We start from the raw sequence: 26,262 nt of genomic DNA on the forward strand, positions 1-26,262 counted from the left end.
GCCGGCCGGTCAGCCGATGGTCGTGGTGGTGAAGACCGGGCTGGGCGAGGGGAAGCAGGCCGTCGGCGCGGTGACGTCCCCGATCACCGTGCCCGCCACCGCCTTGAACGTCAGGCCGGGGTCGTCGTAGCTCGATCCGGACAGCTTCGTCTCGATCTTGCCGGAGTCGCCCGCCTTGAGATGCACCGTGATGGTGGGCAGTTCGAAGGTCGCACCGCCCGCGATCGGGCCGGGGAAGCTCAGCGTCGCGATGCCGTCGGCCACGGCGATCTCCGGTGCGGTGTTGCCGAGGCCGGAGCCGCCGGCGAGGTCGGCGCCGACGTAGGTGGAATTGGCCGGGACGGGGAACTGCAGTGCGAAGGTGTTGATCTCCTTCACGGTGTTGCCCGCGACCTCGCCGGGCACCGTGTTCGGGGCCTCGTCGATGACCACGTCGAACGCCGCGCCGGGGGCCACCGTTTCGGGTGCGGTGACGTCCACGTCCTGGTCGAGCGAGACCTGCTGGGGTCCGACGACCGGTGCGTCCGCCTGGCAGTCGAAGGCGATCGTGGTGGTCGCGGCCGAGGCCGGGGTGGCGAGCGCGAGGGGCAGGGCCGCCGCCGCGACGAGGGCGATCAGCCGCGGACGAGAAAGGCGAAGAGCTTTCATCTGTGTCCACCTACCTGGGGTTTTGGAGGAGAGAAAACGGGCGCCGCGCAGCGTTTAGAGAGTTACCGGCACGTTAACTAGTGCGTCAAGGATTGGCCGTTCCCATACCCGGGGAGTGACGGAACTGGGGAAAAGTCCCGCTGCTTGGCGGTGGTGATCGGGCCGCCCGTCCGCCGCGGCCACCGACAGTGGTCTAGACGAGGTGGGCGGTCCGCAGCAGTCCGGAGACCGCGGCGGCGTAGCGGCCGATCACCACGTCGGCGACGCGGGGATCGTCGGCCAGCGGAGCGGCGAGGAACACGCCGGGGTCGGCCGCACGGGCCAGCGCGGCGATCCGGTCGGGGAGCAGACCCGGGGCGAGGAACCAGGACGCCACGACCAGATGCCGCACGCCGCGGGCGCGCAGCCGGGCGGCGGCGGCCGGGACGTCCGGCTGGGCGGCGCTGGCGAACGCCTCGCTCACCGGGAGCCCGAGCCGTTCCTCCCAGCGCGCGGCGAGGTTCGCGACCACGGCGTTCGCCTCCGGGTTCGACGAACCGACCGCGGTGAGCAGCACCCCGGTGCCGCGGCGGTGGCGGGCCCCGGCGAGCCGGTCGAGGGCCACCGCTTCGAGCGCCGGGTTCGCGCCGAGCACGTCCGACACCCGGATCCGGAACCCGGGGCAGCAGTCGGTGACCTCGTCGACCAACGCAGGCAGATCGATCCGCGCGTGAAACGCGCTGCCGAGCAGCAGCGGCACGACGACCGCGCTGCGGTGCCCCTTGGCGTAGAGGCCGCGCAGCACCTCGGTCACCCGCGGCTCGGAAAGGTCCAGAAAGGACTCGTGCACCTCGAGGCCGGGTGCCTGTGCGCGCACGACGTCGACGAGCGCCCGCACGGTCGCAGCCGAGCGGGGATCGCGACTGCCGTGCGCGACGGCGACCAGCGGAGGGGTCACGAGAACCGCTCACCCACCAGCCCGGCCGCGAGGGTGTCGCCGTCCTTCGGGTCGATCACGAGGAACGCACCGGTGCGCGGGCTGGTGCCGTAGTCGTCCACCGGCAGCGGTTCGGCCAGCCGGAGGGTGACCCGGCCGATGTCGTTGAGCTGCAGTGTCTCCGGATCCTCCACACTGGACAGGGTCTGCTCGTCGAAGCGGGCGTGCAGCTCGCCGGCCAGTGCCTGCACGGTGCGGGCGCCATGTTTGACGAGCACGCGCGCACCCGGTTTGAGCGGCTTCGCGGACAGCCAGCACACCGTGCCGTCGATCTCGTCGGTGACCGACGGCGGCGCGTCCACGGTGGCGATCAGGTCGCCGCGGGCGATGTCGATGTCGTCGGCGAGCAGCAGGGTCACCGACGCGCCTGCGCCGGCCTCGCCGAGCGGGCCGTCGGCGGTGTCGATGCGCTCGACGCGGCTGCGGATGCCTTGCGGCAGCACCACGATCTCGTCACCCGGCCGCACCGTTCCGGCGGCGATCTGGCCGGCGTAACCGCGGTAGTCCGGGTACTGCGGGGTGCGCGGGCGGATCACGTACTGCACCGGGAACCGCAGCGGAGAATCGTGCGGATCCGGCGCGACCGGCACGGTTTCCAGGTGTTCCAGCAGCGCCGGTCCGGTGTACCACGGGGTGCGCCCGGAGCGCGTCGCGACGTTGTCGCCGTGCAGTGCGGAGACCGGGATGGTCACCACGGAAGCCGGGTCGTAGCCGAGGGATTCCGCGTGCGCGGTGAACTCCTTGGCGATCACGGTAAAGGTGGTCTCGTCGTAGTCGGCGAGGTCGATCTTGTTCACCGCGAGGACCAGCCGCGGCACGCCGAGCAGGGCGAGCACGGCCGCATGCCTGCGGGTCTGCTCGACCACCCCGTTGCGCGCGTCCACCAGCAGGACCGCGAGCTGCGCGGTGGACGCGCCGGTCACCGTGTTGCGGGTGTACTGCACGTGCCCCGGCGTGTCGGCGAGCACGAACGAGCGCCGGGGCGTGGCGAAATAACGGTAGGCGACGTCGATGGTGATGCCCTGCTCGCGTTCCGAGCGCAGGCCGTCGACCAGCAGTGAGAGGTCGGGAGTGGACAGTCCTTTGTCGACACTGGCCCTGGTGACCGCGTCGAGCTGGTCGGCGAGGACGGACTTCGTGTCGTAGAGCAGCCGTCCGACGAGGGTGGATTTGCCGTCGTCGACGCTGCCCGCGGTGGCCAGCCTCAGCAGGCTCGACATCAGAAGTAGCCCTCCCGTTTGCGGTCTTCCATGGCTGCTTCGGACATCCGGTCGTCGGCGCGGGTCGCGCCGCGTTCGGTCAGCCGGGACGCGGACACCTCGGCGATGACCTCCTCGACGGTGACCGCGCTCGATTCGACCGCCCCGGTGCACGAGCCGTCGCCGACGGTGCGGTAGCGGACGGTCAGCTCGTGCACGTTCTCGTCCGGTCGCGGTCCGCCCCAGGGCCCTTCGCTCAGCCACATGCCGTCCCGCCGGTAGACCTGGCGCCGGTGCGCGTAGTAGATCGAGGGCAGTTCGACCTTTTCGCGGGCGATGTAGTGCCAGACGTCGGCCTCGGTCCAGTTGGACAGCGGGAACACCCGGACCTGCTCGCCGGGGCGGTGCCGTCCGTTGTAGAGGTTCCACAGCTCGGGCCGCTGACGGCGCGGATCCCACTGGCCGAAGGAATTGCGCAGGCTGAAGATGCGCTCCTTGGCCCTGGCCCGCTCCTCGTCCCTGCGGCCGCCGCCGAACACCGCGTCGAACCGGTGCTCGGCGATGGTGTCCAGCAGCGGGGTGGTCTGCAGGGGATTGCGCATGCCGTCCGCGCGCTCTTCGAGGCGGCCGTCGTCGATCCAGTCCTGCACCTTGGCCACGACCAGGCGCAGGCCGTACTTCGCCACGACGTGGTCGCGGAAGGCGAGCACCTCGTCGAAGTTGTGCCCGGTGTCCACGTGCAGCAACGGGAACGGGACCGGTGCCGGCCAGAACGCCTTGATCGCCAGGTGCAGCAGCAGTGTCGAGTCCTTGCCGCCGGAGAACAGGATCACCGGCCGGTCGAACTCGCCCGCGACCTCGCGGAAGATGTGGATCGCTTCGGATTCCAGCGCGGCCAGGTTGTCGGTCGCGATCGCAGCAGGGGGATCGGCCGGGCCCGGTGCCCCGGCCACGGCGGGCACCGCATCGGCTGCCGGTTCGAATGTGGTCATCGGTCCTTCCTCAGCCGTGCAGTCCGCATTCGGTCTTCGACGTGCCTGCCCAGCGGCCGCTGCGCGGATCGGCCCCCGGCGCGACCTTCGCCGTGCACGGCGCGCAGCCGATGGACGGGTAGCCCGCGGAGACCAGCGGGTTCTCCAGGATCCCGTGCTCGTGCAGGTAGCCGTTGAACTCCTCGTCGGTCCACGCCGCGATGGGGTTGATCTTCACCAGCCCGTTGCGCTCGTCCCAGCCGACGATCGGGGTGTTCGCCCTGGTCGGCGCGTCCACCCGGCGTACGCCGGTGACCCAGGCCGAGTACTGCGAGAGCGTGCTGCGCAACGGCACCACCTTGCGCAGGAAACAGCACTGCGTGGGGTCGCGGTCGTGCAGCTTCGGGCCGTACTCCGCGTCCTGCTCGGCCACGCTCTGCTCGGCCTCGGCGTTGACGATCTGCACCTCGGGGTAGACCGTCTGCACCGCGTCGCGCGTGCCGATGGTCTCCGCGAAGTGGTAGCCGGTCTCGAGGAACAGCACGGGCACATCCGGTTTGACCTTGACCGCCAGGTCGATCAGCACGGCGTCCTGCATGTTCGAGGCCACGATGAAGTCGTCGCCGAAGGTCTGCGCGGTCCAGGCCAGCGCCTCCTCGGCGCTGGCGCCGGCAAGCTCTTTCCCGGCGCGTTCGGCCAGCGTCCGGTAGTCGGCGGTGGCGGTCATCCGTGCACCTCCTGAGGTAGGGACAGTCCGTGGAACTTCACCGAGAACCTCCTCCGGCAGGCGGCGCACAGCCATTCTCCGCCTTCGGCGGGACGCAGGTCCTCGTCACCGCAGAACGGGCAGTAGTAGGGCACCGCCCGTTCGGTCGAGGTCACTGCAGCACGCTCGCGTCGGCGCGGGCAACCCACGGCGCGAACCGCTCGCCGGGTTCGCGTCCGGCCAGATAGGCCCGCACCACGCGTTCGACGTAGTCCACCAGCTCGTCGGCGAGGACCTTGTGGCCGCGCAGCTTGCGGCCGAAGCCCGCGTCGAGGCCGAGGCCACCGCCGAGGTGTACCTGGAACCCCTCGACCTGGCGGCCTTCGGGGTCGGTGACGATCTGGCCCTTCAGCCCGATGTCCGCGGTCTGGATCCGGGCACACGAGTTCGGGCAGCCGTTGAGGTGCACGCTCACCGGATTCTCCAGATCGCCCTGGATGTCCGCGAGCCGCGTCTCCAGCTCGGCCACCAGCGCCTGCGCGCGGGCCTTCGTCTCGACGATCGCCAGTTTGCAGAACTCCAGCCCGGTGCAGGCCATCACACTGCGCCGCCACGGCGAGGGGCGGGTGTGCAGACCCTGTTCGGCCAGCTCGGTCTCCAGCGCGGGCACCTCGGCCCCGGACACGTCGAGGATGACCAGCTTCTGCTGCGGGGTCAGCCGGACCCTGGCCGAACCCGCCCGCTGCGCGGCCTTGGCCACGGCGAGCAGCGTCTCGCCGTCCACCCGGCCCGCGACGGGGGCGGCACCGACATAGAACCGGCCGTCGACCTGCGGGTGCACACCGACGTGGTCGATCGGTGCGGCGGGCACCTCCGGCGCGGGGCCGTCCAGCAGCGGGCGCTTGAGGTACCGGGTTTCCAGAACTTCCCGGAACTTTTCCGCGCCCCAGTCCTTGACCAGGAACTTGATCCGCGCCCGCGCGCGCAGCCGCCGGTAGCCGTAGTCGCGGAAGACGCTGATCACGGCCTCCCACACGTCCGGCACCTCCTCGCGCGGCACCCAGGCGCCGAGCCGCTGCCCGATCATCGGGTTCGTGGACAGCCCGCCGCCGACCCAGACGTCGAATCCGGGGCCGTGCTCGGGATGGTCCACGCCGACGAACGCGACATCGTGGATCTCGTGCGCCACGTCGGGCTGGCCGGACACCGCGGTCTTGAACTTGCGCGGCAGGTTCGCGTACTGCGGGTCGCCGACGAAGCGGCGCTTGATCTCCTCGATCGCGGGCGTGCCGTCGATGATCTCGTCGGCGGCGATCCCGGCGACCGGCGAGCCGAGGATGACGCGCGGGCTGTCGCCGCACGCCTCCATCGTGGTCATGCCCGCGTCCTCGAGCTTGCGCCAGATCGTGGGCACGTCCTCGATCTGGATCCAGTGGTACTGGATGTTCTGCCGGTCGGTGATGTCCGCGGTGCCGCGCGCATGCGTCTGGGAGATCTCCGCGAGCACGGCGAGCTGACGGGTGGTGAGCATCCCGCCGTCGAGCCGGACCCGCAGCATGAAGTAGCGGTCGTCGAGATCCTCCGGTTCGAGGGTGGCGGTGCGGCCGCCGTCGATACCGGGCCTGCGCTGGGTGTAGAGGCCGAACCAGCGGAACCGGCCGCGCAGATCACCGGGGTCGATCGAATCGAATCCCCGGCGGGAGTAGATGTTCTCGATCCGCGCGCGGACGTTGAGCGGGTGGTCGTCCTTTTTGGCGCGCTCGTTCGGGTTCAGCGGTTCCCGGTAACCGAGCGCCCACTGTCCCTCGCCGCGCTTCTGCCGGGCGCGGCCCTTCGCGGGGGTGTCACGCGTGGGTGCGGCCATGGAGGTCCTCCGGGCTGTGGTGGCGCCGTCGTGGCGGGTCCCGTGCCGGGGCACGGGGGAGTACGCGGGCGATGCGGCGCCGGTGGTCCAGATGTGGTGGGCTGGCTGGGCGTCGGGAGTCAGCGGACGGGCCGGCAGAGCGCGCTCGCGACCCGGACGAGGTCGACGTGGCGGCGCGCCACGAGAAGGAAACCGGCAGGACTCACCGCCCCAGATTGCCACGCGTTCAGAATGTGGTCCAGCGTTGTCCGGATCGTGGGAGAAGGCTCACTCCCCGGCGGTACCGGCCACCGCTGCCAGGCGTTTCCCGGCAGCCGGACGGGCACCGGGCACGTTCGCCGGCCGGGCCGGATGCCGGCGCATCGTTCTGCTGCCGAACTATCCCGGCCGGTGCGGACGGGGCGTCCGGTACCGGGGACAATGGCGGTCGTGCCTGTTCCCGACGTCAGCGGTCCGCCTGCCGGACTGCCCGCAACCGCGCTGGAGGGGCTGGGGACCCGGCCCTTCGGCGTGTACGTGCATGTGCCGTTCTGCGCCACCCGCTGCGGCTACTGCGATTTCAACACCTACACCGCCGGTGAGCTGGGTTCCGCGGCCTCGCCGCGGTCCTGGCTGGACGCGTTGCGGCGAGAGCTGGAACTCGGTGCCGAAATCCTCGGCAGCGCACCTGCCGCGGAGACCGTGTTCGTCGGGGGCGGGACGCCGTCGTTGCTGGGCCCGGACGGGCTCGCGGAAGTGCTCGACGGTGTGCGGTCGGTGTTCGGCCTGGCGCCGGGTGCGGAGGTGAGCACCGAGTCGAACCCCGAGTCCACCTCACCGGAGTTCTTCGCCGGGATCCGCGACGCCGGGTACACCCGGGTGTCGCTCGGCATGCAGTCCGCGGCGCCGCACGTGCTGCGGATCCTGGACCGGGTGCACACGCCGGGACGACCGGTCGACGCCGCGCGCGAGGCGCGGGCTGCCGGGTTCGAGCACGTGAACCTCGACGTGATCTACGGCACGCCGGGGGAGCGCACCGGAGATCTGCGCGCGTCGCTCGAAGCCGTGCTCGCGGCAGGCGTGGACCATGTGTCGGCGTACGCGCTGATCGTCGAGGAGGGCACCGCGCTGGCCCGCCGGGTGCGCCGGGGTGAACTGCCCGCACCCGACGACGACGTGCTGGCCGCGGACTACGAGCTGATCGACTCGGTGCTCTCCGGCGCCGGACTGCGGTGGTACGAGGTGTCCAACTGGGCCCGCGACGAGGCTGCCCGGTGCCGGCACAACCTGGGCTACTGGCGGGGCGGCGACTGGTGGGGCGCCGGTCCCGGCGCGCACAGTCACGTCGGCGGGGTGCGCTGGTGGAACGTGAAGCATCCGGCGAAGTACGCCGGGCTGCTCGCCGAGGGCCGCAGTCCGGAAGCGGACCGCGAGGTGCTCACCGGCGCCGATCGGTACCTCGAGCGGATCATGCTCGAACTGCGGGTCTCCGAAGGACTGCCGTTGTCCGCGCTCGACGGCGGCGGGGTGGCGCAGGCCCGTGCGGCGGCGGCAGAGGGGCTGCTTGAAGAGTCCGTTTTGGACAGTCGTGGCCGTGCGGTGCTGACCGACCGGGGACGGCTGCTCGCGGACGGTGTGGTGCGCCGCCTGGCCGGCTGATTTCCGGTCTTCGGGCATAACCGGGCCCGATCGTTCGTTGGTCGAAGTACACGAGCGAGGGAGACGCGGATGCCGCAGGCGGTCAGGTACAGCGAACACGGCGGGATCGACGTGCTGCGGGTGGCGGAGGTCCCGCGTCCGGTGCCCGGTGCCGGGCAGGTGCTCGTGGCGGTCCGGGCGGCCGGGATCAACCCGGGGGAGGCGGCCATCCGGAAGGGCCTGATGGCGCAGAGATTTCCGTCGGTGTTCCCCTCCGGACAGGGCAGCGACCTGGCCGGGGTGGTGGCCGAACTGGGGCCGGACGTGACCGAGATCCAGGTCGGCGACGAGGTGCTCGGCTTTGTGAACACGCGCTCCAGCCAGGCTGAATATGCGGTCGTGGAGGCCGGGGACCTCACGCCCAAGCCCGGCGGCCTGTCCTGGGAGGTCGCGGGCAGCCTCTTCGTCGCGGGGACCACCGCGTACGCGTCGGTGTGCGCGACCTGTCCGCGAGAAGGCGACACGGTCGTCGTGTCGGGTGCGGCCGGAGGAGTCGGTTCGCTGACTGTGCAGCTGGTGCAGCTCACGGGTGCCACAGTGGTCGGCATCGCGAGCGAAGCGAACCACGAGTGGCTCCGCGCGCACGATGTGGTCCCGGCGGCCTACGGCGACGGGCTCGAGGACCGGATCCGGGAGATCACCGGCGACAAGGTGGACGCGTTCATCGACACCTACGGCGACGGTTACGTCGAGCTGGCGCTGCGCTTGGGCGTCTACACCGGACGGATCAACACGGTGATCGACTTCGCCGCCGCCGAGAAGTACCGGGTGAAGACCGAGGGCAACGCCGCCGCCGCGAGCGCCGAGGTGATGCGTGACCTGGCTGCGCTGGCGGACAAGGGGCTGCTGGACGTGCCGGTCGCCGCCGTCTACCCCTTGGCCGAGGTGCAGGACGCCTACCGCGACCTGGAGCGCCGGCACACCCGGGGAAAGATCGTGCTCAAGCCCTGACCACCGCGCGCAGCCCGGCCACGAACGTCTCGAGGGCGAACTCCATCCGGTCCGCACTCGTCCCGGCGTTGAAGAACTGCCCGATCCGGGCCAGGTTCGGGAACGCGCCGGCGGGCAGGGACTGCACGTAATCGGCCATCCGGCGTTCGCGCTCGGCCATGTGCGCTGGGTCGTATTCGCCGAACGTCCAGCCGCTCGCCTCGTAGGCGAAAGCCTTCGCGTACATGCTGAGCGCGTCGCCGGCGAAGGCGGCCTGCTTCCTGTCCAAGCCACCGGCGCGCAGGAACGCGAGCATCGCTTCGCCCTGCCGCAGCGCGTTCGGCGTGACCGGGATCGGCGTGTTCCAGGCGACCTTCGCAATGCCGGGGTAGGTCATCATCGCGCGGACCTGCCGCCGCACCTGCTCCTTGACCTGCTCGTCCCAGTGCTCCGGATCGGGCTCCGGACAGGGGATCTCGCCCAGCACCGCGTCGAGCATGAGCTCGTCCAGCTCCTCCTTGTTCGACACGTACGCATACAGCGACGCCGGCCCGGTTTCCAGCTGCTGCGCGACCCGGCGCATCGAAACTGCCCGGATCCCCTCCGCGGCCAGGATGTCCAGTGCCGTGCGGACCACGAGTTCCGGCGACAGCAACGGTTTCTCGGCGCGTTTGCGGGGGCTCGGCGCTCGGCGCCACGGCGGAGGCGGGACGGTCATGCAGACCAGCCTAGAGGCCTGCCGGCGTTGACGCGAACGGTGTTCGTCAGTAGTGTGCTCCTTAACGAACAACGTTCTACAAGGGAGTGCGCAATGAACGACCGGGAAGAAGTCCTCGCCGTCCTCCGCCGGATCACCGATGCCTGGAACAGTGGTGATGCCGCGGCCTACGCGCGTCAGTTCACCGCCGATGCCGACTACGTCACCTGGTTCGGGATGCGGTTCACCGGCAGAGCGGCGATCGAGAGTTCGCACCGCGAGCTGTTCGAAGGCCCGCTGCGCGGTTCGAAGCTCAGCTCACTCGACGAGGCGGAGGTCCGTTTCCCGCTGCCGGACACGGCGATCGTGGTGAGCGGGGGCGGCTCGTCGCTCACCGGCCGGGATCCGGTGGACGAGGGGCGGGTGACGACGGTGACCTTCGTGCTGATCCGGGATTCGGAAGGCTGGGTGGTCACGGCCTTCCAGAACACCAGGGTGACTGATCCGCGGGTGGCCGCGTGAACGCCGGCCGGGGTGAAATGACTGGGCGGAACGGGTGATCGGCGCGTACTGTGGGGAGAAATTAGGTAAGCCTTACTGAATGGTGGTGCCCGATGGCCGAAGCTCCGGCACGCAGGGGAGGGCGGGCCGTACGGCTCGAGGTCCTGCGCAAGGAAACGCTCACGCCGCACATGATCCGCATCGTCGCCGGGGGCGAGGGACTACGGGATTTCCGTCCCAACGAGTTCACCGACGCCTATGTGAAGGTGATCTTCAAGGTGCCCGGGGTCGAGTATCCGGAGCCGTTCGACATGCAGCGGGTCCGCGAGGAGCTGCCCCGCGAGCAGGTGCCCCGGATGCGCACTTACACGGTCCGTTCCTACGACGAGGCGGCAGGCGAACTGGTGCTGGACTTCGTGGTGCACGGCGACGAGGGGCTCGCCGGCCCGTGGGCGCAGCGTGCCCGGCCCGGCGACGAGCTGCTGCTGGCCGGTCCCGGTGGCGCCTACGCGCCTCGTCCGGATGCCGGCTGGCACCTGCTGGCCGGTGACGAGTCGGCGTTGCCTGCCATCGCCGCGTCCGTGGAGGCCCTGCCCGCGGGAGCGCAGGCGCAGGTGTTCCTCCTCGTCGAAAACGCGGCGGAGGAACAGCCGCTCGTCACGAAGGCCGAAGTGCAGGTGACCTGGCTGCACCGCTCGTCCGGCGCGGACCTGGTGGCGGCGGTCAAGTCGGCGCCGTGGCGGGGCGACGACGTGCAGGCGTTCGTCCACGGCGAGGCCGGGTTCGTGCGGGAGCTGCGCCGCTACCTGTTCACCGAACGCGGCGTCGCGCGTGATGCGGTGTCGCTGTCCGGATACTGGCGTGCCGGCAAGGACGACGAGGCCTGGCGCGAGGAAAAAGCCGCGGAGCGCCGGGCGGCCGACTCGGCGTAAGGTCGCCGGCATGGCGACCGAGGTGCAGGTGGAGGCCGATCCGGCCGAGGCGGGTTTCGACGGCGCACGGCTGCGGCGGATCGACCGCCACTTCGCCCGTTACGTCGACGACGGGCTGTTGCCCGGTTTCCTCGCGGTGGTGAGCAGGCACGGGCGGATCGTGCACGTGGCTTCGCACGGCGCGCGGGACGTCGAGGCAGGCGCCCCGGTGGAGACCGACACGATCTGGCGCATCTTCTCGATGTCGAAGCCGATCACCTCGGTGGCGGCGATGACCTTCGCCGAGGAAGGGCTGATCGATCTCACCGACCCGATCGCCAGGTGGCTGCCGGAGTTCGCCGAGCCCCGCGTGTACGTCAAGGGCTCGGCGCTCGACCCGGTGACCGAACCGGCGACCGAGCCGATCCGGCTGTGGCACCTGCTCACGCACACCGCGGGCCTCACCTACGGTTTCCACCACACCCATCCGGTGGACGCGCGGTACCGCGCCGCCGGCTACGAGGGCGGGACCCCGCCCGGCCTGGACCTCGCCGGGTGCAGCCGGGCGTGGGCCGGATTCCCGTTGGTGTTCCAGCCGGGCAGTGAGTGGAACTACTCGGTGGCCACCGACGTGCTCGGCAGGCTGGTCGAGGTGCTCGCGGGCACACCGCTCGACGAGGCGCTCGCCGAGCGGGTCTTCGGCCCGCTCGGTATGTCCGACACCGGTTTCCACACCGAGGACCGCGAACGCCTTGCCGCGCTGTACGTGCCGGACCCGAAGACGAAGCAGATCGTCCGCAACGACATGTTCGGGGCAACCGGCACGAAGCGCCCGGACTCGTTCAGCGGTGGCGGCGGCCTCGTTTCCACCGCAGCGGACTACCACCGGTTCACCCAGATGTTGTTGCGGCGCGGGGAACTCGACGGGGTGCGCGTGTTGTCCCCGCACACTGTGGACCTGATGACGGCCAACCACCTGCCCGGCAACGTGGACCTGGAATCCTACGGCCGTCCGTTGTTCACGGAAATGCCCTACGACGGCTTCGGCTTCGGCCTCGGGTTCTCCGTGCTGCTCGACGCGGCCAAGGCGAAGACCCTGTCCACGCCGGGTGAATACGCCTGGGGCGGGGCGGCCTCGACCGCGTTCTGGGTCGACCCGGACGAGGACCTCACGGTCGCCTTCTACACCCAGCTGCTGCCCTCCAGCAGCTATCCGATCCGGCACCAGCTGCGGCAACTGGTGTATCAGGCGCTGGTGGACTGACCTCGCGCCGGTTCAGCGCCGGAGGCCACCGGCGCCGGTCAGTTCGGGCAGCACCTGGGTCCCGTACGCGGACAGGGTTTCCTCTCGCTCGTCGTGCATCAGGTAGAGCGCGAACTGGTCCACGCCCAGCTCCGCGAGTTCCTCCAGCCGTGCGATGTGCGCCGGGGCCGGGCCCAGCAGGCAGAACCGGTCCACGATCTCGTCCGGCACGAACTCGGTCGACGGGTTGTCCGCGCGCCCGTGGTGGGCGTAGTCGTACCCCTCGCGGTCGCGGATGTAGTCGGTCAGCTCGCGGGGCACCGGGCCGCTCGCGCCGTAACGGGCCACCAGGTCCGCGACGTGGTTGCCGACCATGCCACCGAACCAGCGCAGCTGTTCCCGCTGGTGCGCCAGATCCTCCCCGACGTAGGCCGGGGCCGCGACGCAGATCGCGATCCCGCCCGGGTCCCGTCCCGCGGCTCGCGCGGCGTCGCGGACCGCGCCGACCGTCCACCGCACGATGGCCGGGTCGGCGCATTGCAGGATGAAGCCGTCGGCGTGCTCGCCCACGGTCTTCAGTGCCTTCGGGCCGTAGCCTGCCATCCACATGTCGAGCCGTCCGCCGCGAACCCACGGCAGCCGCACCGGGGTGTCGTTGAGCGAGACTTCCCGGCCTTCCGCCAGATCCTTCACCTGCCGCATGCAGTCCCGCACGGTGGCCAAAGTGGACGGTGGCTTCCCGACGACGCGGTGCGCCGAATCGCCGCGGCCGATGCCGCACACTGTCCGGTTGCCGTACATGTCGTTCAGCGTGGCGAAGGTGGACGCCAGCACCGACCAGTCCCGGGTGCCGGGGCTGGTCACCATCGGACCGACCACGAGTGACGAGGTCTCGGCCAGTACCCGCGAGTAGATCACGAACGGCTCCTGCCACAGCACGCACGAGTCGAACGTCCAGCCGTAGCGGAACCCCCGGTCCTCCGCGGCCTTCATCAGCCGCACGACCTCGGTCGCGGGCGGGTCGGTCTGGAGCACGATCCCGAAGTCCATCCGACCTGCTTCCCCTCTGCCGCCCTTGGCCGGGCGGCTTCGCCGGACTGTGCCGTTTCCGCTAGTTCAGGTACTGGTTCAGTTCGCGGGACAGGAAATTGCCGTGCCCGGGAGACCCGGTGTACCCGTCCGGCGAAACCACAACGCGGCCGCGCGACAGTACAGTGTGGACCTTCCCGGTCAGCTCGAAGCCTTCGTACGCCGAGTAGTCCACGTTCATATGGTGCGTCGCCGCGGACAGGGTCTGGGTGGCTGCCGGGTCGTAGAGCACGATGTCCGCGTCCGAGCCCGCCGCGAGCACACCCTTGCGCGGGTACAGCCCGAACATCCGCGCCGGCGTCGCCGAGCACGTCTCCACCCAGCGGCCCAGCGAGATCTCGCCGGTCACGACGCCCTGGTGCAGCAGGTCCATCCGGTGCTCGACACCGGGAATGCCGTTGGGGATGGCGCGGAAATCCTCCCGGCCCAGCTCTTTCTGGTCCTTGAAGCAGAACGGGCAGTGGTCGGTGGACACCACGGACAGATCGTTCGTGCGCAGCCCGCGCCACAGGTCCGCCTGGTGCGACTTCTCCCGCAACGGCGGGGAGGCCACGAACTTCGCCCCCTCGAAGTCCGGCTTCGCCAGGTCCTCTATGGACAGATACAGGTACTGCGGGCAGGTCTCGGCGAACACGTTCTGCCCGGCGTTGCGTGCTTCGGCCACCGAGGCAAGAGCTTGCGCAGCCGAAAGGTGCACAATGTAGAGCGGTGCCCCGGTGAGCTGGGCGAGCCGGATGGCCCGTGAGGTCGCCTCGCCCTCCAGCTCCGGTGGCCGGGTGAGGCCGTGCTGCACCGGGTCCACCTTGCCCGCGGCGAAGGCCTGCGCGGCCAGCTGGTCGATCGCGATGCCGTTTTCCGCGTGCATCATGATCGTCGCGCCGATCTCGCGCGCCTGCTGCATCGCGAGCAGGATTTCCCCGTCGGTGGAGTAGAACACGCCGGGATAGGCCATGAACATCTTGAAGCTGCCGACGCCTGCGTCCACGCACGTGCGCATTTCCTTGAGCGTCGAGTCGTTCACGTCCGAGACGATCATGTGGAAGCCGTAGTCGATCGCGCAGTTGCCGTCCGCCTTGGCATGCCACTTGTCCAGTGTGGACAGCAGGGAGGTGCCCTTTGCCTGCACCGCGAAATCGATGATCGTGGTGGTGCCGCCGCACGCCGCGGCGACCGTGCCGGTTTCGAAGGTGTCCACCGAATGCGTGCCACCGAAGGGCATTTCCATGTGCGTGTGCGCGTCGATCCCGCCGGGCAACAGGTATTTGCCGGTGGCGTCGAGGGTTTCGGTGCCGGTGAGCGTACCTGGTGCGCCGAGTGCGGCGATGGTTTCCCCGTCCACCAGCACGTCGGCGGTGACCGCGCCGGCGGGCGAGACGACCCGGCCGCCCTTGATCAGGGTGCTCATCATGCCTCCGTGAGCGGACCGTAGCTGTCCGGGCGACGGTCGCGGTAGAACGCCCACAGGTCACGTACCTCGGTGAGCTTGTCCATGTCCAGATCGCGGACCACGATCTCCTCTTCGGTGTCCGACGCCGCTTCACCGACGAGCTGCCCGCGTGGGTCCGCGAAATAGGACTGGCCGTAGAAGTCGTTGTCTCCCAGCGGTTCCACCCCGACCCGGTTGATCGTGCCGACGTAGTACTCGTTCGCCACCGCGGCGGCGGGCTGTTCGAGATGCCACAGGTACTCCGACAGCCCGCGGCTGGTCGCGGACGGGTTGAACACGATCTTCGCCCCGGCCAGCCCGAGTGCGCGCCAGCCCTCCGGGAAATGCCGTTCGTAGCAGATGTACACGCCGATCCGGCCCACCGCGGTGTCGAACACCGGATAGCCGAGGTTGCCGGGCCGGAAGTAGAACTTCTCCCAGAACCCCTTCACCTGCGGGATGTGGTTCTTGCGGTGCTTGCCGAGGTACTTGCCGTCCGCGTCGATCACCGCGGCGGTGTTGTAGTAGACGCCGGGCTGTTCCTGTTCGTACATCGGCACGATGAGGACCACGCTGTGGCGCTGCGCGACCTCCTGCATCAGCCGGGTGGTCGGGCCGTCCGGGATCGCCTCGGTGTAGGAGTAGTAGTCGGCGTCCTGGATCTGGCAGAAGTACGGGCCGTAGAACAGTTCCTGCAGGCAGACCACCTGCGCGCCCTGCGAAGCCGCTTTGCCGACGGCATCGACCGCGTTCGCGATCATGGACTCCTTGTCACCCGTCCACCGCTGCTGGATCAGTCCGGCTCGGACCAGGTTGCTCACGTGCTTCCTCCTTCGTCACGGGCAGGGTGAGCAGCAGGTAGACGACGAACGCGCCGGCAAAGCCGATCACCCAGTTGTAGTCGTAGAGGGGTTTGAGGAACGGGATGAGACCGTCCTCCGGGAAGGGGCCGCCGTAGGCGCCGCCGACCGCGAGCACGGCGCCGACCACCGTGGCCACCACCGCCCGCCAGTGCCAGCCCGCGGTGAACCAGTACACGCCGCCGGGGAGGTAGAGATCGGCGAGTTTCAGCCGGGTGCGGGTGACCACCCAGTACCCGGCCACGAGCACCCCGGCGACCGAGCCCAGCAGACCACCGTAGAAGCCGAGCCAGGCGTAGATGTAGATGCTCGGATCGGAATACAGCCGCCACGGCTGGATCAGGATGCCGATCACACCGGTGATCAGCCCGCCGAGGGCGAAGGTGATCCGCTTGGGGAAGGCGTTGGAGAAATCGTAGGAAGGGCTGACCACGTTCGCCGCCAGGTTCGCCGAAATCGTGGCGAGCACCAGTGCGACGAGCGCGATGACCACCACGACCGGACTGGAGAACCGGTCGGCCAGCTGTGCCGGGTCCCAGATGTCCTGGCCGTAGAGCACGTGCCCGCCGGAGGTGGTGAGGATGGCGACGACCGCGATGAACGTCATCGTGGTCGGCAGGCCGAGGATCTGGCCGCGCATCTGCTTGCGCTGGCTGCCGCCGAAACGCGTGAAGTCCGGCATGTTCAGCGACAGCGTGGACCAGAACGCGATCATCGCCATCAGTGACGGCGCGAAGACCTTCCAGAAGCCGGGGCCCCAGCCGAGCGTGCCGCCGTCGTGCAGGATCGGGCCGAACCCGCCCGCCTTCACCAGCACGTAGCCGAGCATGATCAGGAACCCGACCGACACCAGCGGTGCGGTCCAGTTCTCGAACCGGCGGATCGCTTCCATCCCGCGCCAGATGATCAGCATCTGCACCAGCCAGAACACCGCGAAGGAAAGCCACAGCGTCCAGTGCTGCCCGGCGATCACCGCGGAGTCGCGCCAGCCGGAACCGGCCAGCCTGCCGACGATCACGTAGATCGCCTCGCCGCCGACCCAGGTCTGGATGCCGAACCAGCCGCACGCGATGAACGCGCGCAGCAGTGCCGCGAGATTGGCCCCGCGCAGTCCGTAGAAGGCCCGTGCGAACACCGGGAACGGGATGCCGTACTTGGTGCCCGCGTGGCTGTTGAGCAGCATCGGCGCGAGGACGATGAGGTTGCCGAGCACGATCGTGAGCAGTGCCTGCACCCAGTTCATGCCGAGCGCGATGAGCGACGCGGCGAGGGCGTAGCTGGGGATGTTGTGCGCCATCCCCATCCAGAGCGCGAAGTAGTTGTAAGTGGTCCAGGTGCGTTTCCCGACCGGGACCGGAGCCAGTTCCTCGTTGAAGAACCGGCTCCCGCTCAGGGACCGCACGTCGCCGAGCTCTTCCCGGCGGTGCCCACGTGTCGTCGGTTCCATGGCGGAATGGTGCGCGCCGGGCGGGCGCGGGCGGCAGAGACAGACTGTTCATGGTTCGGGTGCCCTTGGCGCAGTCTGTCGATTGCGCCGGAGTACCCGAAGGTGCATGACCTAGGTCACAATCTGCTCGTTGCGTGCGGGCAATACGGGGGCAACATCTCCACCGGATCTCCACAGTTCACCCGGATGGCCGCCACAGCCGTTGCCTAGAGTCGGCGCCATGGACAACGGGGGAAGACGGGTGCTGGTCGTCGAGGACGATTTGACGATCGCCGCCTCGATTGCCGCCCGGCTGCGCGCGGAGGGGTTCGCGGTCGAGCTCGCGCACGACGGCCCGGCCGCGGTCGAGGCGGAGGCCGCGACCGGCCCGGACCTCGTGGTGCTCGACGTGATGCTGCCCGGGTTCGACGGTCTCGAGGTGTGCCGCCGGATCCAGGCACGTCGCCCGGTGCCGGTACTGATGCTCACCGCCCGCGCGGACGAGACCGACCTGCTGGTGGGCCTCGGCGTCGGAGCGGACGACTACCTGACCAAACCGTTCTCGATGCGGGTGCTGTCCGCGCGGATCCAGGCACTGCTTCGCCGGGTGGACCGGTCCGCGCTCGCCGCGCCGGAACGGATCGTGGTGGGGGACCTGGAAATCGACATCGACGAACGGCGGGTGCGTCGCGGCGGGGCGCCGGCCAGGCTCACCCCGATCGAGTTCGACTTGCTGGTGCACCTCGCACGACGGCCGCGCGCAGTGCATCCACGGGAACGGCTGCTGCACGAGGTGTGGGACTGGGACGTGCAGGGGACCGGCGCGGCTACCCGTGCGGTGGACAGCCACATCAAGGCGTTGCGGCGCAAACTCGGCGCGGACCTGATCCGCACCGTGCACGGGGTGGGGTACGCGTTGGAGGTGCCGGCGTGAAAGCGGTGCTGGCGAAGGCCGTCGATCTGCTGCCCCGGCCGTTGGACCCGATCCGGTCCATCAAGCTGAAACTGGCGATTCTGCTGCTGGTGTCGGGTGGGATCGCGTTCGCGTTCTTCAACTACCGGATCGGCTGGCTGCCGCCGCAGACGACCGTGATGGCCATGGTGGTCGCGCTGCTGACGTCGCAGATCCTGGCGCACGGCATGACGCGGCCACTGCGCGAGATGACGGCTGCGGCCCGTGCGATGGCGAAGGGTGACTACACCCGCCGCATCCGTGCCACGGCCCGCGACGAGGTGGGTTCGCTGGCGCGGGCGTTCAACCAGATGGCGGCCGATCTGTCCACTGCGGACCAGCAGCGGCGGGAGCTGATCGCGAACGTGTCGCACGAGCTGCGGACCCCGATCACGGCGCTGAACGCGGTGCTGGAGAACCTCGTGGACGGGGTCGCCGCGGCCGACCCCGCGACGCTGCGCACGGCCCTGCTCCAGACCGAACGGCTCGGCAGGCTGGTGACCGAGCTGCTGGACCTCTCCCGGATCGACGCCGGGACCCTGCCGCTGGACCTGGCCGACGTCGACCTGGCGGATCTGCTGACCGAGGTCGCCGCCGAGGCGGCCGCGATGGCCGCCGCGACCGGCAGGGGAGTGCGGTTCGCGGTGTCGGTGAGCCCACCCGGCGCGGCGGTGACCGCGGATCGCGAACGGCTGTACCAGGTGGTGGTGAACCTGCTGGAGAACGCCGCCCGGCACAGCCCCGCCGGCGGCGAGGTGCGGGTGCACGCCCGGCTGCAGGCAGGCGAGGCCCGGATCGAGGTCCGCGACGAGGGCCCCGGCATCCCACCGGCAGACCGCGACCGCGTGTTCGAACGCTTCACCCGAGGCGAACGCGCCCCCGACGGCGGCACCGGCCTGGGCCTGGCCATCGCCCGCTGGGCAGCAGAACTCCACGGAGGCACCGTCGAGGTGGTCGACGAGGACCCGAAGCCCCCGCCCCGGACCGGCCGGGATCGGACGGACCGCCAGGACCACCAGGACCGTCCGGGCCGCGTTCGTCGCTCGGGTCGCGTCAGGCCCGCGGTCCGGCCAGCCGGGCCGGACGGTTCGGGCTGGCCGGACCCGGTGAGCCGTATGGTCCGGTCGGGTGGAGCGGTGCGGGCGGACGGTTCGGGCGGGTCGAGTGAGGTGGCTGGTTCGGGCTGGGTGGATCCGGTGAGCCGTGTGGCCCGATTGGGTGGGGCGGTGCGGGCGGATGGTTCGGGCGGGTCGAGTGAGGTGGCTGGTTCGGGTTGGGTGGATCGCTGGGGTCGTGTGGACCGGTTGGGTGGCGCGGATGGTTCGGGTCGGGCGGAGCGAGGGGGCCGTTCGGCTCGGTCGAGTGAGGTGGCTGGTTCGGACTGGCCGGATCGTTCGGGCTGCCCGGACCGGCTCGATCAGTTCGAGCGGCCGGATCGGCCGGTTGCCGGGCCCGGGTGCCGGATCCGGGTGACCCTGCCCGCTTGAGTTCGCCCGCCTGGCCTGCTCGCCCCTGCCCCGTGCAGGAGAGCAAACCTTGCTCGCGTCGCACTGTCCGACCGAGACCGGGTGCGGATTGCCAAAGGCAGGACGGTGGCTTCGCCGCAGCCGCATTCACCGACGGTGGCGTAGCGGAGAACGGCCTGCCCCCGCGCGATATGGGGAGGGCGGCTTCCGGACGGCGGAGAACAGCCCCGCGCGATATGGAGAGGGCGGCCCCGGATGGGGGAGGACGGGCCCGCCACGACACGGGCCCGCCACGACACGGGCCCGCCACGACACGGGCCCGCCACGACACGGGGAGGACGGTCGCCGGGTTCCGGGTCGGTGTAGCGGATGGTCGCCGGACTCCACATGCGACTCGCGTGGACGGCCCCGCTCTTGGTTCGCTGGACTGCCCCGTACCCGGCCAGTTGGGCAGCCCCGGCTCTCTCGGCGGGCCTCTGCGCGTCGGAACCCCGGGCGCTACTTGCCGAGCCCTATCGACCGGTCGGCCCTCCTCGAGCCCGGTCCGCAGGATCCTGCGGACCGGACCCGGCTCGCCGACCTCTGGCCAGTGGGCTCTGCCCGCCGACCTCTGCCCGCCGGACGTTGCTCGCCGGGCTCTGCCCGCCGGACGTCTTGTGCGCGGAGCGTGCTTGCTCGCCCGGCTCTGCCCGCCGCGCTCTGCTTGGCTCGCTGGGCTCTGCTCGCGGACCTCTGTCCGTCGACCTCTGTCCGCCCGGTCCTGCCCGGCGGCCTTTTGTACGCGGAGCGTGCGCTTCTCACCGGGCACGACCCGCCCGGCTCGGCCGCCCGGCTTTGCGCCCGGGATCCAACCCGGACTCCCCGGACCCGACCCGGCTTCCCCCCCCCAACCCGCCGGAGCCAACCCGGAACCGCGGTGTGGGTCAGAGTGCGAACACGCTGTCGGACTGGCTGTCCGCTGCGCATTTGTTCGGGTAGGTGGTTCGGAAGGTCAGTGGCTTGCCGTGCCAGGTGCCGACTGCCGAGACGTCCACCGGGGCGTAGATCATCGTGCACCGCTGCCTGCGGGGGGTGACCTGGGACAGGTCGCCGTTCACCTGGGTCAGGGTGACGCAGGCGGCGTCACGGTGACGGTGGGTGCCGCCGGTGGGGTCGCAGGTCAGGGAAGCGGTCGTGACGTGGCCCGTGGTCTCGTGCATGGTCAGCTGGACGCTCGACTCGGGCAGCTGCGGGGCGGCCACACTGCCGAGGCCGAGCACGCAGGCCGCGATCGGGGCGAAGGTAGAGAACACCATACGACGGATATCGGCACGTCGGAGGCGATCACTGTGCTCCTCTTCCGGGTGGGTTTTCCTCCCACGGACGAGTGGCCGTGCCGAGGTCGTGCGCGAGTAGCGCGACGTACAGCGACAACATCGACTCCGGATCCTCCAGTCGTACGCCGAGGACCTGTTCGATCCGGGCCAGCTGCTGGTAGTACGCCGTACGCGAAGTGTGCGCGGCGGCCGCGGCCGCGGACTTGTTCCCGCCGTGTGCGCAGTAGTGCCGCAGCGCCGGCACCAGCCGGCTGCCGGACGTCGCGTCGCGCTGCAGCAGTGGCTCGAGTTCCCTCGCGGCGAAGGCGCTCACCCGTTCGTCGCCGGCCAGCAGGTGCAGCAGGCCCCGCAGCCGGACGTCCTTGAGCCGGTGGATCGGACGCTCCGCTCCTTCGTCGAGTGCAGCCGCGGCGACCTGCGCCGCCTCCACCACTGTGCGGTGCGCCTCCGACGGTCCGGTCACGACTGTGCCGACACCGACCACCGCCGGCGCGCTCGCGCGGGCCTCGTGGATGTCGTGGGCCAGCCGGTCCAGCACGGTGTCGGCGTGGGCTTCCGGGGACAGCGCGACCAGTGCGCGTACGGCCGTCTCGTCCGTGGCCACCAACGCCGACACCTTCGCCCGCCGAGCCGCCAATGCGGTCGCCTCGGCCAGTTCGCGCAGCACCGGCGGGGTGGACAGCGACGGCCGGGCGGTGGCGGCGATCCGCGGGCGGACCGCCAACCCGATCAGCCGTCGCGTGGTCAACGGCACGGCCAGCGCCGACGCGCGCGCCAGCAGCTCCGCGGACGGCGTCGGCGAAGCGATCAGCTCGGCCAGCACCGCGCGGTGCGCCTGCCGTTCGAGCGTGTCGGAATCCCGCGCCACGAGCCGGTGCACGGCCAGCGCGGACGCCGCCCGTTCGGCGACCACGCGGTGCCGGTGCGGCGGGGTTTCCGGGTTCTGCGAGCACACCAGCACCAGCCGGCCCCAGTCGTGCCCGCGTGCCCCGACCACGGTGACCAGCCAGCCCGCTCCGGGGTGGTAGCCGGTCCGTTCGCCGACCTGGACCACGCGGGAACGCGCCGGCCATCCGGTGAGCAGCTCGCCGGGGTCGGAACCGGCCGTGTCGTAGGCCAGTACCTCGTGGTCGAGCGTCTCCAGCACCACCGGCTGCTCGGTCAGCCGGGCCACCTCACGCAGCACGACATGCGGTTCGGCACCCGCGACGGTGAGCGAGGTGAACGTCTCGTGCACCCGCTCGGCCGCGCGCAGTTCGGCGACCTGCGCATCGACGATCATCCCGTTGACGGCCTCGGTCACCGAGACGTAGCGGGTCTCGCGCGAGAGCGTGATCAACGGCAGGCCGCTCTCCTCGGCCGACGTGACCAGTGCCAGCGGCAGCCGGTCGTTCCAGTGCCGCACCAGCTCCACGACCACCCCGGCCGCACCGACCTGGGTGAGGTCGGCGACGTAACGGGCCAGCGACGCTCCGTCGTCGGGCAGTGCGACACCGGTGGTGAGCACGAGTTCGCCGCCGCGCAGCAGGGGTGCGATCTCGGCGATCTCGGCCACGTGCGCCCAGCGCACCGGCCGGTCGAGCCCGGCGTTGCCCGCCACGACGCGCGGGTTGCCGTGGCGCAGCACGGGCAGCGCGAGTACCTCGGCGATAGTCGGGTACATCGGGTCCTCGGGTCTCCTCACGGGCGGGCAGGCACAGACTGTACGGCCGCGCGGGGGAGTCCGTACACGTTGCGGATGGCGCACACCCGGCGTTCGCCCGGAGACTCGGGACATTCCCGACCGGAAGGAGCGGACGACGTGACCGACCGCATCAGCCACTGGATCGACGGAAAGCCGGTCAGCGGCACCGCCGGGCGCACCGGCGACGTGTTCGACCCGGCGACCGGGCAGGTCCGGGCGCAGGTGGACTTCGCAGGGCCTGCGGAGGTGGAGCGGGCGGTGGCCGCCGCCTCGGCCGCACTGCCCGGCTGGCGCGGCACCTCGCTCGCCGGCCGGACCAGGGTGCTGTTCGCGTTCCGGGAGCTGCTGCAGGCGCGCAAGGACGAGCTGGCGAAGATCGTGACCGGCGAACACGGCAAGGTCGAATCCGACGCGGCAGGCGAGGTCGCCCGCGGGATCGAGAACGTCGAGTACGCCTGTGGTGCGGCGCAGCTGCTGAAGGGCGGCTTCAGCGAGAACGCTTCGACCAGCGTGGACGTGTATTCGATCGCGCAGCCGCTCGGCGTGGTCGGGGTGATTTCGCCGTTCAACTTCCCGGCGATGGTGCCGCTGTGGTTCGTGCCCAACGCGCTGGCCTGCGGCAACACCGTGGTGCTCAAGCCGAGTGAGAAGGACCCGTCGGCGGCGGTGTTCCTCGCCGAGCTGCTCGCCGAGGCCGGGCTGCCCCCGGGTGTGTTCAACGTGCTGCACGGGGACAAGGTCGCGGTGGACGGCCTGCTGGAACATCCGGAGGTCAAGGCGGTTTCCTTCGTCGGTTCCACCCCGATCGCGCGCTACGTCTACGAAACCGGCACCCGCAACGGCAAGCGGGTGCAGGCACTCGGCGGCGCGAAGAACCATATGGTGGTGTTGCCCGACGCCGACCTCGACCTGGCCGCGGACGCCGCGGTGTCCGCCGGATTCGGCTCGGCGGGGGAGCGCTGCATGGCGGTGTCGGTGGTGGTCGCGGTCGATCCGGTCGGCGACGAACTGGTCGCCAAGATCACCGAACGGATGCGCCTGCTGCGGGTCGGCGACGGGCGCAATCCCGATTCCGAGATGGGTCCGCTGGTCACCCGCGCGCACCACGCCCGAGTTTCGTCCTATGTGGACGCCGGGGTGACCGAGGGCGCGACGCTGGCGGTGGACGGAAGGGCGGTCGAGGCGGACGGTGCCGAGGGCGGATTCTGGCTGGGCCCCACGCTGTTCGACCACGTGCGGCCCGGAATGTCGGTCTACACCGACGAAATCTTCGGCCCGGTGCTTTCGGTGGCCCGCGCGGCGGACTTCGACGAGGCACTGGCGCTGATCAACGCGAACCCCTACGGCAACGGCACGGCCGTCTTCACCGGTGACGGTGCCGCCGCCCGCCGGTTCCAGAACGAGGTCGAGGTCGGCATGGTCGGGGTGAACGTCCCGATCCCGGTCCCGGTCGGTTACTACTCCTTCGGCGGCTGGAAGGATTCCCTGTTCGGCGACAGCCACGCCTACGGCCCGGAGGGCTTCCACTTCTTCACGCGCACCAAGGTGGTCACGTCCCGCTGGCCGGACAGCTCGCACGCGGGGGTGAACCTGGGCTTCCCGAAGAACTCCTGAACCGCCGGTGCCCCGGCTGCCGGCCGGGGCACCGGCACCGTTTCAGGCGGGGAAGATGTTCACGACGACCTTGCTGCGCGGGATGAGCACCACGGTGTTGTTGCGGTCCGGCTGGAGCCGCTCGAACGTGCTCTTCGAGATGTCGTAGCTCTTCCCGCCAGCCACCATTTCCCAATGCGAGACGCGAGCGAAGTAGTGCCGCACGCAAATGGGGTACGCGTGCGACATACCGTCCTTCTCGAAGTTGTGCGTCCAGCCGGTGATCACCTGCAGCGGTCGGCTGAGGTTCTGGTACGACCGCACGCAGCTCACGACGCACGCGACTATCAGCAGGACCGCGAACGGCGCAGCACCCAAGGTTTGTCCCCGGTGCTCGCTGTCAAGTACCCCGGTCGTCAGCGGCAGGACGATCAGCAGGACGGCGAACACGCCGGCGACGGCGAGCCGGGCCCAGAACCACCAGCCGATCAGCATCGGCCGCTGCGACGGGTGCAGCCGCCCGGCGAGGTTCGCGGCGGCCACCTCGGCCGGGTCGGCCGGCTGGGTCATTTCGGCCGGCCCGCACCTTCGCCGCCTGCCGGTGCGGGCTCTTCACCGCCTTCTTCGCTTTCGCGTTCCTTCTCGTAGGACTCGGCGGACTCGTGCGCCCGATCGAGCTGCTCGTTTTCCTGGCGCCGGCCCTCGGTGACCACCCCGGTCGTGTCCGCATGGTTCCACCGGGGCACGTCGCCGTCCGCTTCCTTCCACTTCCCCAGGTTGAGTGCGCTGCGGTTCGGCTCCGCGAACTGCGTCAGGCTGTCCGGCGGCTCGGCTCCGGTGGCGTCCTTCCAGCGCTCGGCCTTGTCCGTGCCGGACTCGTCCACGTGCGACCTGCCCGCGTCCCGCGCGGCGCTCTTGGCGTCCAGGCCCTTCTGCTCGGCCTTCGCCCCGACGTCCACGCTCTTGTCGGTCAGTTTGTCCGCGCCCTTGCCGATCTTCTTCAGTGCGTTCGACGCGTCCTCGATCGCCCCCTTCGCCTTGCCCGCCTTCTGCGCCAGTTTGTCCAGCTGCTCGACGACCTTCGCGATGCGGCCGGAGATCTTCTCCGCGAGGATGCCGCCCTCGACCACGGTGTCCGCGATGAACGCCGCGATCGTCCCGCCGAACGTGCACCACGACGCCGCGAGCGCGGCCAGCCCCTTGACGATCAGCTCGCCGACGAAGGCCGAGATCAGGTCGCGGATGATGCCCCGTTCGGTGCCGACCAGTGCGGCCGCGATCTGCATCCCCGTCGACGTGCCCGTTGCCTGTGCGGACGCCCCCTTCAACGTGGCGATGTACCCCGCTGCGGCGACCTGGTAGGCCGATCCGCCCTTGCCTTGGAAGTCCGGCCGGATCTTGGCCGCGGCCTGCTGGTACCCGTTCGCGCTCTCCTCGAGCTGTTTCGCGATGTTTGCCCAGGTCGTGGCCTTGGCGGTGACCGCTTCCGGACTGCCGGCGAGCTTGTCCAGCCCTTCCTTGAGGAAGCTGATGTGCTCGATCAGCCAGCCGACGCCGGCACTGGCGAGCGCGCCGAGCGGGTCCATCGCCGCGCCGAGCAGGTCCAGGCCGTCGGTGATCGCGTCGAGCGTCAGGTTGCCCCAGTCGCCGGCACGGGCGTCGGTGATCGTGGACGCCACGTCGTTGAAGATGCCGGCGCCCGAGGTCTGCGCGTTGAGGTTGTCCGGCTCGTGGTCGGAGGACCCCATGTCGGTCGTTGCGCCGGACGGCGATTCGGGCGTCGCGACCAGCGGGTTGCCGCTCATGCCGGGATCCCCTTTCCGGCCCCGTCGATGGTGGTGGTGGCGTGCTGCTCCTGGGTGTCGTACGACTCGTGCGCGGTCTGCAGCCGGTCGGCGATGTCGTCGGCGGCGGTCGCGACCAGGCCGACGAAGATCCCCGCTGAGCCGGTGAACAGCTCCATGACCTGGGCGAACGGCTGGCCGACGAGACCGAACGAGGAATCGCCCACCGCCTGGCCCTGCGCGCAGGCCGAGGCCGCGGTGTGCACTCCCTTGGCGATGTCGCGCACGTCGCCCTTGTGCTGCTGCAGAGCAGGCAGGTGGACCTGGTATCCGTCGGGCACCG

The 26,262-nt window shown here is 70.4% G+C and carries 25 protein-coding genes and 1 pseudogene; 8 read left to right on the forward strand and 18 right to left on the reverse strand.

Features of this window, described 5'->3' with window-relative positions:
- Window positions 1–9: 9 nt before the first annotated feature.
- From ABD793_RS24575 to ABD793_RS42765, 8 genes are all read right to left on the reverse strand, one after another.
- Window positions 10–648 (reverse strand): cyclase, encoded by a 639-nt coding sequence (locus tag ABD793_RS24575; protein ID WP_344863921.1) that lies wholly within the window; start codon window positions 646–648, stop codon window positions 10–12.
- A gap of 193 nt (window positions 649–841) precedes the next feature.
- Entirely contained in the window at window positions 842–1,585 is a 744-nt protein-coding gene (locus ABD793_RS24580; protein ID WP_344863923.1) for a sirohydrochlorin chelatase, read from the reverse strand.
- Window positions 1,582–2,844, reverse strand: coding sequence for a sulfate adenylyltransferase subunit 1 (locus ABD793_RS24585; RefSeq protein WP_344863925.1), 1,263 nt, complete (start codon window positions 2,842–2,844; stop codon window positions 1,582–1,584). Before ABD793_RS24585 ends, ABD793_RS24580 begins: the two co-directional genes overlap by 4 nt.
- Complete coding sequence (cysD, locus tag ABD793_RS24590) at window positions 2,844–3,815, reverse strand: sulfate adenylyltransferase subunit CysD (protein ID WP_344863927.1); 972 nt, start codon at window positions 3,813–3,815, stop codon at window positions 2,844–2,846. Before cysD ends, ABD793_RS24585 begins: the two co-directional genes overlap by 1 nt.
- Before the next feature lie 10 nt (window positions 3,816–3,825).
- Window positions 3,826–4,521 carry a phosphoadenylyl-sulfate reductase gene (locus ABD793_RS24595; protein WP_344863929.1) on the reverse strand — a complete coding sequence of 232 codons (696 nt, stop codon included), beginning with the start codon at window positions 4,519–4,521 and terminating at the stop codon, window positions 3,826–3,828.
- The gene (locus tag ABD793_RS24600) at window positions 4,518–4,676 is read right to left on the reverse strand and encodes an eL43 family ribosomal protein (protein WP_344863931.1); all 159 of its coding nucleotides are present in this window, start codon (window positions 4,674–4,676) and stop codon (window positions 4,518–4,520) included. Before ABD793_RS24600 ends, ABD793_RS24595 begins: the two co-directional genes overlap by 4 nt.
- Window positions 4,673–6,364 (reverse strand): nitrite/sulfite reductase, encoded by a 1,692-nt coding sequence (locus ABD793_RS24605; RefSeq protein WP_344863933.1) that lies wholly within the window; start codon window positions 6,362–6,364, stop codon window positions 4,673–4,675. The genes ABD793_RS24600 and ABD793_RS24605 overlap by 4 nt, the downstream gene beginning before the upstream one ends.
- Window positions 6,365–6,483: 119 nt before the next feature.
- On the reverse strand, window positions 6,484–6,903 hold the full coding sequence (locus ABD793_RS42765) for a putative leader peptide (protein ID WP_425548756.1): 420 nt from the start codon (window positions 6,901–6,903) through the stop codon (window positions 6,484–6,486).
- On the opposite strand from ABD793_RS42765, the gene hemW reads away from it, so the two are divergent.
- The gene (hemW, locus tag ABD793_RS24610) at window positions 6,785–8,002 is read left to right on the forward strand and encodes a radical SAM family heme chaperone HemW (protein WP_344863935.1); all 1,218 of its coding nucleotides are present in this window, start codon (window positions 6,785–6,787) and stop codon (window positions 8,000–8,002) included. The two genes, ABD793_RS42765 and hemW, sit on opposite strands and share 119 nt — an antisense overlap.
- 69 nt (window positions 8,003–8,071) lie before the next feature.
- Window positions 8,072–8,992 (forward strand): NADP-dependent oxidoreductase, encoded by a 921-nt coding sequence (locus tag ABD793_RS24615; RefSeq protein ID WP_344863937.1) that lies wholly within the window; start codon window positions 8,072–8,074, stop codon window positions 8,990–8,992.
- Here ABD793_RS24615 and ABD793_RS24620 read toward each other — a convergent pair.
- Complete coding sequence (locus ABD793_RS24620; protein ID WP_344863939.1) at window positions 8,982–9,689, reverse strand: TetR/AcrR family transcriptional regulator; 708 nt, start codon at window positions 9,687–9,689, stop codon at window positions 8,982–8,984. The genes ABD793_RS24615 and ABD793_RS24620 overlap by 11 nt on opposite strands.
- A gap of 93 nt (window positions 9,690–9,782) precedes the next feature.
- Here ABD793_RS24620 and ABD793_RS24625 point away from each other — a divergent pair, with 93 nt between their 5' ends.
- The 3 genes from ABD793_RS24625 to ABD793_RS24635 all read left to right on the forward strand — a co-directional run bounded on the left by ABD793_RS24625 (window position 9,783) and on the right by ABD793_RS24635 (window position 12,344).
- Window positions 9,783–10,190 (forward strand): SgcJ/EcaC family oxidoreductase, encoded by a 408-nt coding sequence (locus ABD793_RS24625; RefSeq protein WP_344863941.1) that lies wholly within the window; start codon window positions 9,783–9,785, stop codon window positions 10,188–10,190.
- Between the two features lie 92 nt (window positions 10,191–10,282).
- Complete coding sequence (locus ABD793_RS24630) at window positions 10,283–11,101, forward strand: siderophore-interacting protein (RefSeq protein ID WP_344863943.1); 819 nt, start codon at window positions 10,283–10,285, stop codon at window positions 11,099–11,101.
- Between the two features lie 10 nt (window positions 11,102–11,111).
- Complete coding sequence (locus tag ABD793_RS24635; RefSeq protein WP_344863945.1) at window positions 11,112–12,344, forward strand: serine hydrolase domain-containing protein; 1,233 nt, start codon at window positions 11,112–11,114, stop codon at window positions 12,342–12,344.
- A gap of 12 nt (window positions 12,345–12,356) precedes the next feature.
- Here the strand turns inward: ABD793_RS24635 and ABD793_RS24640 are convergent, their stop codons facing one another.
- The 4 genes from ABD793_RS24640 to ABD793_RS24655 form a co-directional block, all read right to left on the reverse strand.
- Window positions 12,357–13,373: a TIGR03842 family LLM class F420-dependent oxidoreductase gene (locus ABD793_RS24640; protein ID WP_344863947.1), complete on the reverse strand. Its 1,017-nt coding sequence runs from the start codon at window positions 13,371–13,373 to the stop codon at window positions 12,357–12,359.
- Window positions 13,374–13,434: 61 nt separating this feature from the next.
- A complete protein-coding gene (gene hydA / locus ABD793_RS24645) occupies window positions 13,435–14,817 on the reverse strand; it encodes a dihydropyrimidinase (RefSeq protein WP_344863949.1) in 1,383 nt (460 codons plus the stop codon).
- On the reverse strand, window positions 14,817–15,659 hold the full coding sequence (locus tag ABD793_RS24650; RefSeq protein WP_344863951.1) for a nitrilase-related carbon-nitrogen hydrolase: 843 nt from the start codon (window positions 15,657–15,659) through the stop codon (window positions 14,817–14,819). The genes hydA and ABD793_RS24650 overlap by 1 nt, the downstream gene beginning before the upstream one ends.
- Window positions 15,610–17,145: an NCS1 family nucleobase:cation symporter-1 gene (locus ABD793_RS24655; RefSeq protein ID WP_344863953.1), complete on the reverse strand. Its 1,536-nt coding sequence runs from the start codon at window positions 17,143–17,145 to the stop codon at window positions 15,610–15,612. The genes ABD793_RS24650 and ABD793_RS24655 overlap by 50 nt, the downstream gene beginning before the upstream one ends.
- Window positions 17,146–17,386: 241 nt before the next feature.
- Between ABD793_RS24655 and ABD793_RS24660 the strand changes: the two genes are divergently transcribed.
- Both ABD793_RS24660 and ABD793_RS24665 read left to right on the forward strand, forming a co-directional pair.
- Complete coding sequence (locus ABD793_RS24660; RefSeq protein WP_425548770.1) at window positions 17,387–18,058, forward strand: response regulator; 672 nt, start codon at window positions 17,387–17,389, stop codon at window positions 18,056–18,058.
- Window positions 18,055–19,065: pseudogene (locus ABD793_RS24665) on the forward strand (HAMP domain-containing sensor histidine kinase); the annotation flags it as partial. The gene ABD793_RS24660 and the pseudogene ABD793_RS24665, both read left to right, overlap by 4 nt.
- Window positions 19,066–20,465: 1,400 nt before the next feature.
- On the opposite strand, the gene ABD793_RS24670 reads toward ABD793_RS24665, so the two are convergent.
- Together ABD793_RS24670 and ABD793_RS24675 are read right to left on the reverse strand one after the other, a co-directional pair.
- Window positions 20,466–20,837 carry an SSI family serine proteinase inhibitor gene (locus ABD793_RS24670; RefSeq protein ID WP_344863957.1) on the reverse strand — a complete coding sequence of 124 codons (372 nt, stop codon included), beginning with the start codon at window positions 20,835–20,837 and terminating at the stop codon, window positions 20,466–20,468.
- 28 nt (window positions 20,838–20,865) lie between these two features.
- Window positions 20,866–22,521, reverse strand: coding sequence for a PucR family transcriptional regulator (locus ABD793_RS24675; RefSeq protein ID WP_344863959.1), 1,656 nt, complete (start codon window positions 22,519–22,521; stop codon window positions 20,866–20,868).
- Between the two features lie 138 nt (window positions 22,522–22,659).
- On the opposite strand from ABD793_RS24675, the gene ABD793_RS24680 reads away from it, so the two are divergent.
- Window positions 22,660–24,156 (forward strand): CoA-acylating methylmalonate-semialdehyde dehydrogenase, encoded by a 1,497-nt coding sequence (locus ABD793_RS24680; protein ID WP_344863961.1) that lies wholly within the window; start codon window positions 22,660–22,662, stop codon window positions 24,154–24,156.
- Between the two features lie 42 nt (window positions 24,157–24,198).
- Here the strand turns inward: ABD793_RS24680 and ABD793_RS24685 are convergent, their stop codons facing one another.
- From ABD793_RS24685 to ABD793_RS24695, 3 genes are read right to left on the reverse strand one after another with little or no spacing between them, the layout of a single operon-like run.
- Entirely contained in the window at window positions 24,199–24,705 is a 507-nt protein-coding gene (locus tag ABD793_RS24685; RefSeq protein WP_344863963.1) for a hypothetical protein, read from the reverse strand.
- Complete coding sequence (locus ABD793_RS24690) at window positions 24,702–25,940, reverse strand: PPE domain-containing protein (RefSeq protein WP_344863965.1); 1,239 nt, start codon at window positions 25,938–25,940, stop codon at window positions 24,702–24,704. The genes ABD793_RS24685 and ABD793_RS24690 overlap by 4 nt, the downstream gene beginning before the upstream one ends.
- Entirely contained in the window at window positions 25,937–26,260 is a 324-nt protein-coding gene (locus tag ABD793_RS24695) for a type VII secretion target (protein ID WP_344863967.1), read from the reverse strand. Before ABD793_RS24695 ends, ABD793_RS24690 begins: the two co-directional genes overlap by 4 nt.
- Window positions 26,261–26,262: the final 2 nt, after the last annotated feature.

The organism is Amycolatopsis ultiminotia, assembly GCF_039536925.1.
Classification (GTDB): domain Bacteria; phylum Actinomycetota; class Actinomycetes; order Mycobacteriales; family Pseudonocardiaceae; genus Amycolatopsis; species Amycolatopsis ultiminotia.

Coding starts and splice junctions, on each gene's coding strand:
- ABD793_RS24575 (WP_344863921.1), bottom strand. CDS start 648: ATGAAAGCTCTTCGCCTTTCTCGTCCGCGGCTGATCGCCCTCGTCGCG.
- ABD793_RS24585 (WP_344863925.1), bottom strand. CDS start 2,844: ATGTCGAGCCTGCTGAGGCTGGCCACCGCGGGCAGCGTCGACGACGGC.
- cysD (WP_344863927.1), bottom strand. CDS start 3,815: ATGACCACATTCGAACCGGCAGCCGATGCGGTGCCCGCCGTGGCCGGG.
- ABD793_RS24595 (WP_344863929.1), bottom strand. CDS start 4,521: ATGACCGCCACCGCCGACTACCGGACGCTGGCCGAACGCGCCGGGAAA.
- ABD793_RS24605 (WP_344863933.1), bottom strand. CDS start 6,364: ATGGCCGCACCCACGCGTGACACCCCCGCGAAGGGCCGCGCCCGGCAG.
- hemW (WP_344863935.1), top strand. CDS start 6,785: ATGGCGGTCGTGCCTGTTCCCGACGTCAGCGGTCCGCCTGCCGGACTG.
- ABD793_RS24615 (WP_344863937.1), top strand. CDS start 8,072: ATGCCGCAGGCGGTCAGGTACAGCGAACACGGCGGGATCGACGTGCTG.
- ABD793_RS24620 (WP_344863939.1), bottom strand. CDS start 9,689: ATGACCGTCCCGCCTCCGCCGTGGCGCCGAGCGCCGAGCCCCCGCAAA.
- ABD793_RS24625 (WP_344863941.1), top strand. CDS start 9,783: ATGAACGACCGGGAAGAAGTCCTCGCCGTCCTCCGCCGGATCACCGAT.
- ABD793_RS24630 (WP_344863943.1), top strand. CDS start 10,283: ATGGCCGAAGCTCCGGCACGCAGGGGAGGGCGGGCCGTACGGCTCGAG.
- ABD793_RS24635 (WP_344863945.1), top strand. CDS start 11,112: ATGGCGACCGAGGTGCAGGTGGAGGCCGATCCGGCCGAGGCGGGTTTC.
- ABD793_RS24640 (WP_344863947.1), bottom strand. CDS start 13,373: ATGGACTTCGGGATCGTGCTCCAGACCGACCCGCCCGCGACCGAGGTC.
- hydA (WP_344863949.1), bottom strand. CDS start 14,817: ATGAGCACCCTGATCAAGGGCGGCCGGGTCGTCTCGCCCGCCGGCGCG.
- ABD793_RS24655 (WP_344863953.1), bottom strand. CDS start 17,145: ATGGAACCGACGACACGTGGGCACCGCCGGGAAGAGCTCGGCGACGTG.
- ABD793_RS24670 (WP_344863957.1), bottom strand. CDS start 20,837: ATGGTGTTCTCTACCTTCGCCCCGATCGCGGCCTGCGTGCTCGGCCTC.
- ABD793_RS24675 (WP_344863959.1), bottom strand. CDS start 22,521: ATGTACCCGACTATCGCCGAGGTACTCGCGCTGCCCGTGCTGCGCCAC.
- ABD793_RS24685 (WP_344863963.1), bottom strand. CDS start 24,705: ATGACCCAGCCGGCCGACCCGGCCGAGGTGGCCGCCGCGAACCTCGCC.
- ABD793_RS24690 (WP_344863965.1), bottom strand. CDS start 25,940: ATGAGCGGCAACCCGCTGGTCGCGACGCCCGAATCGCCGTCCGGCGCA.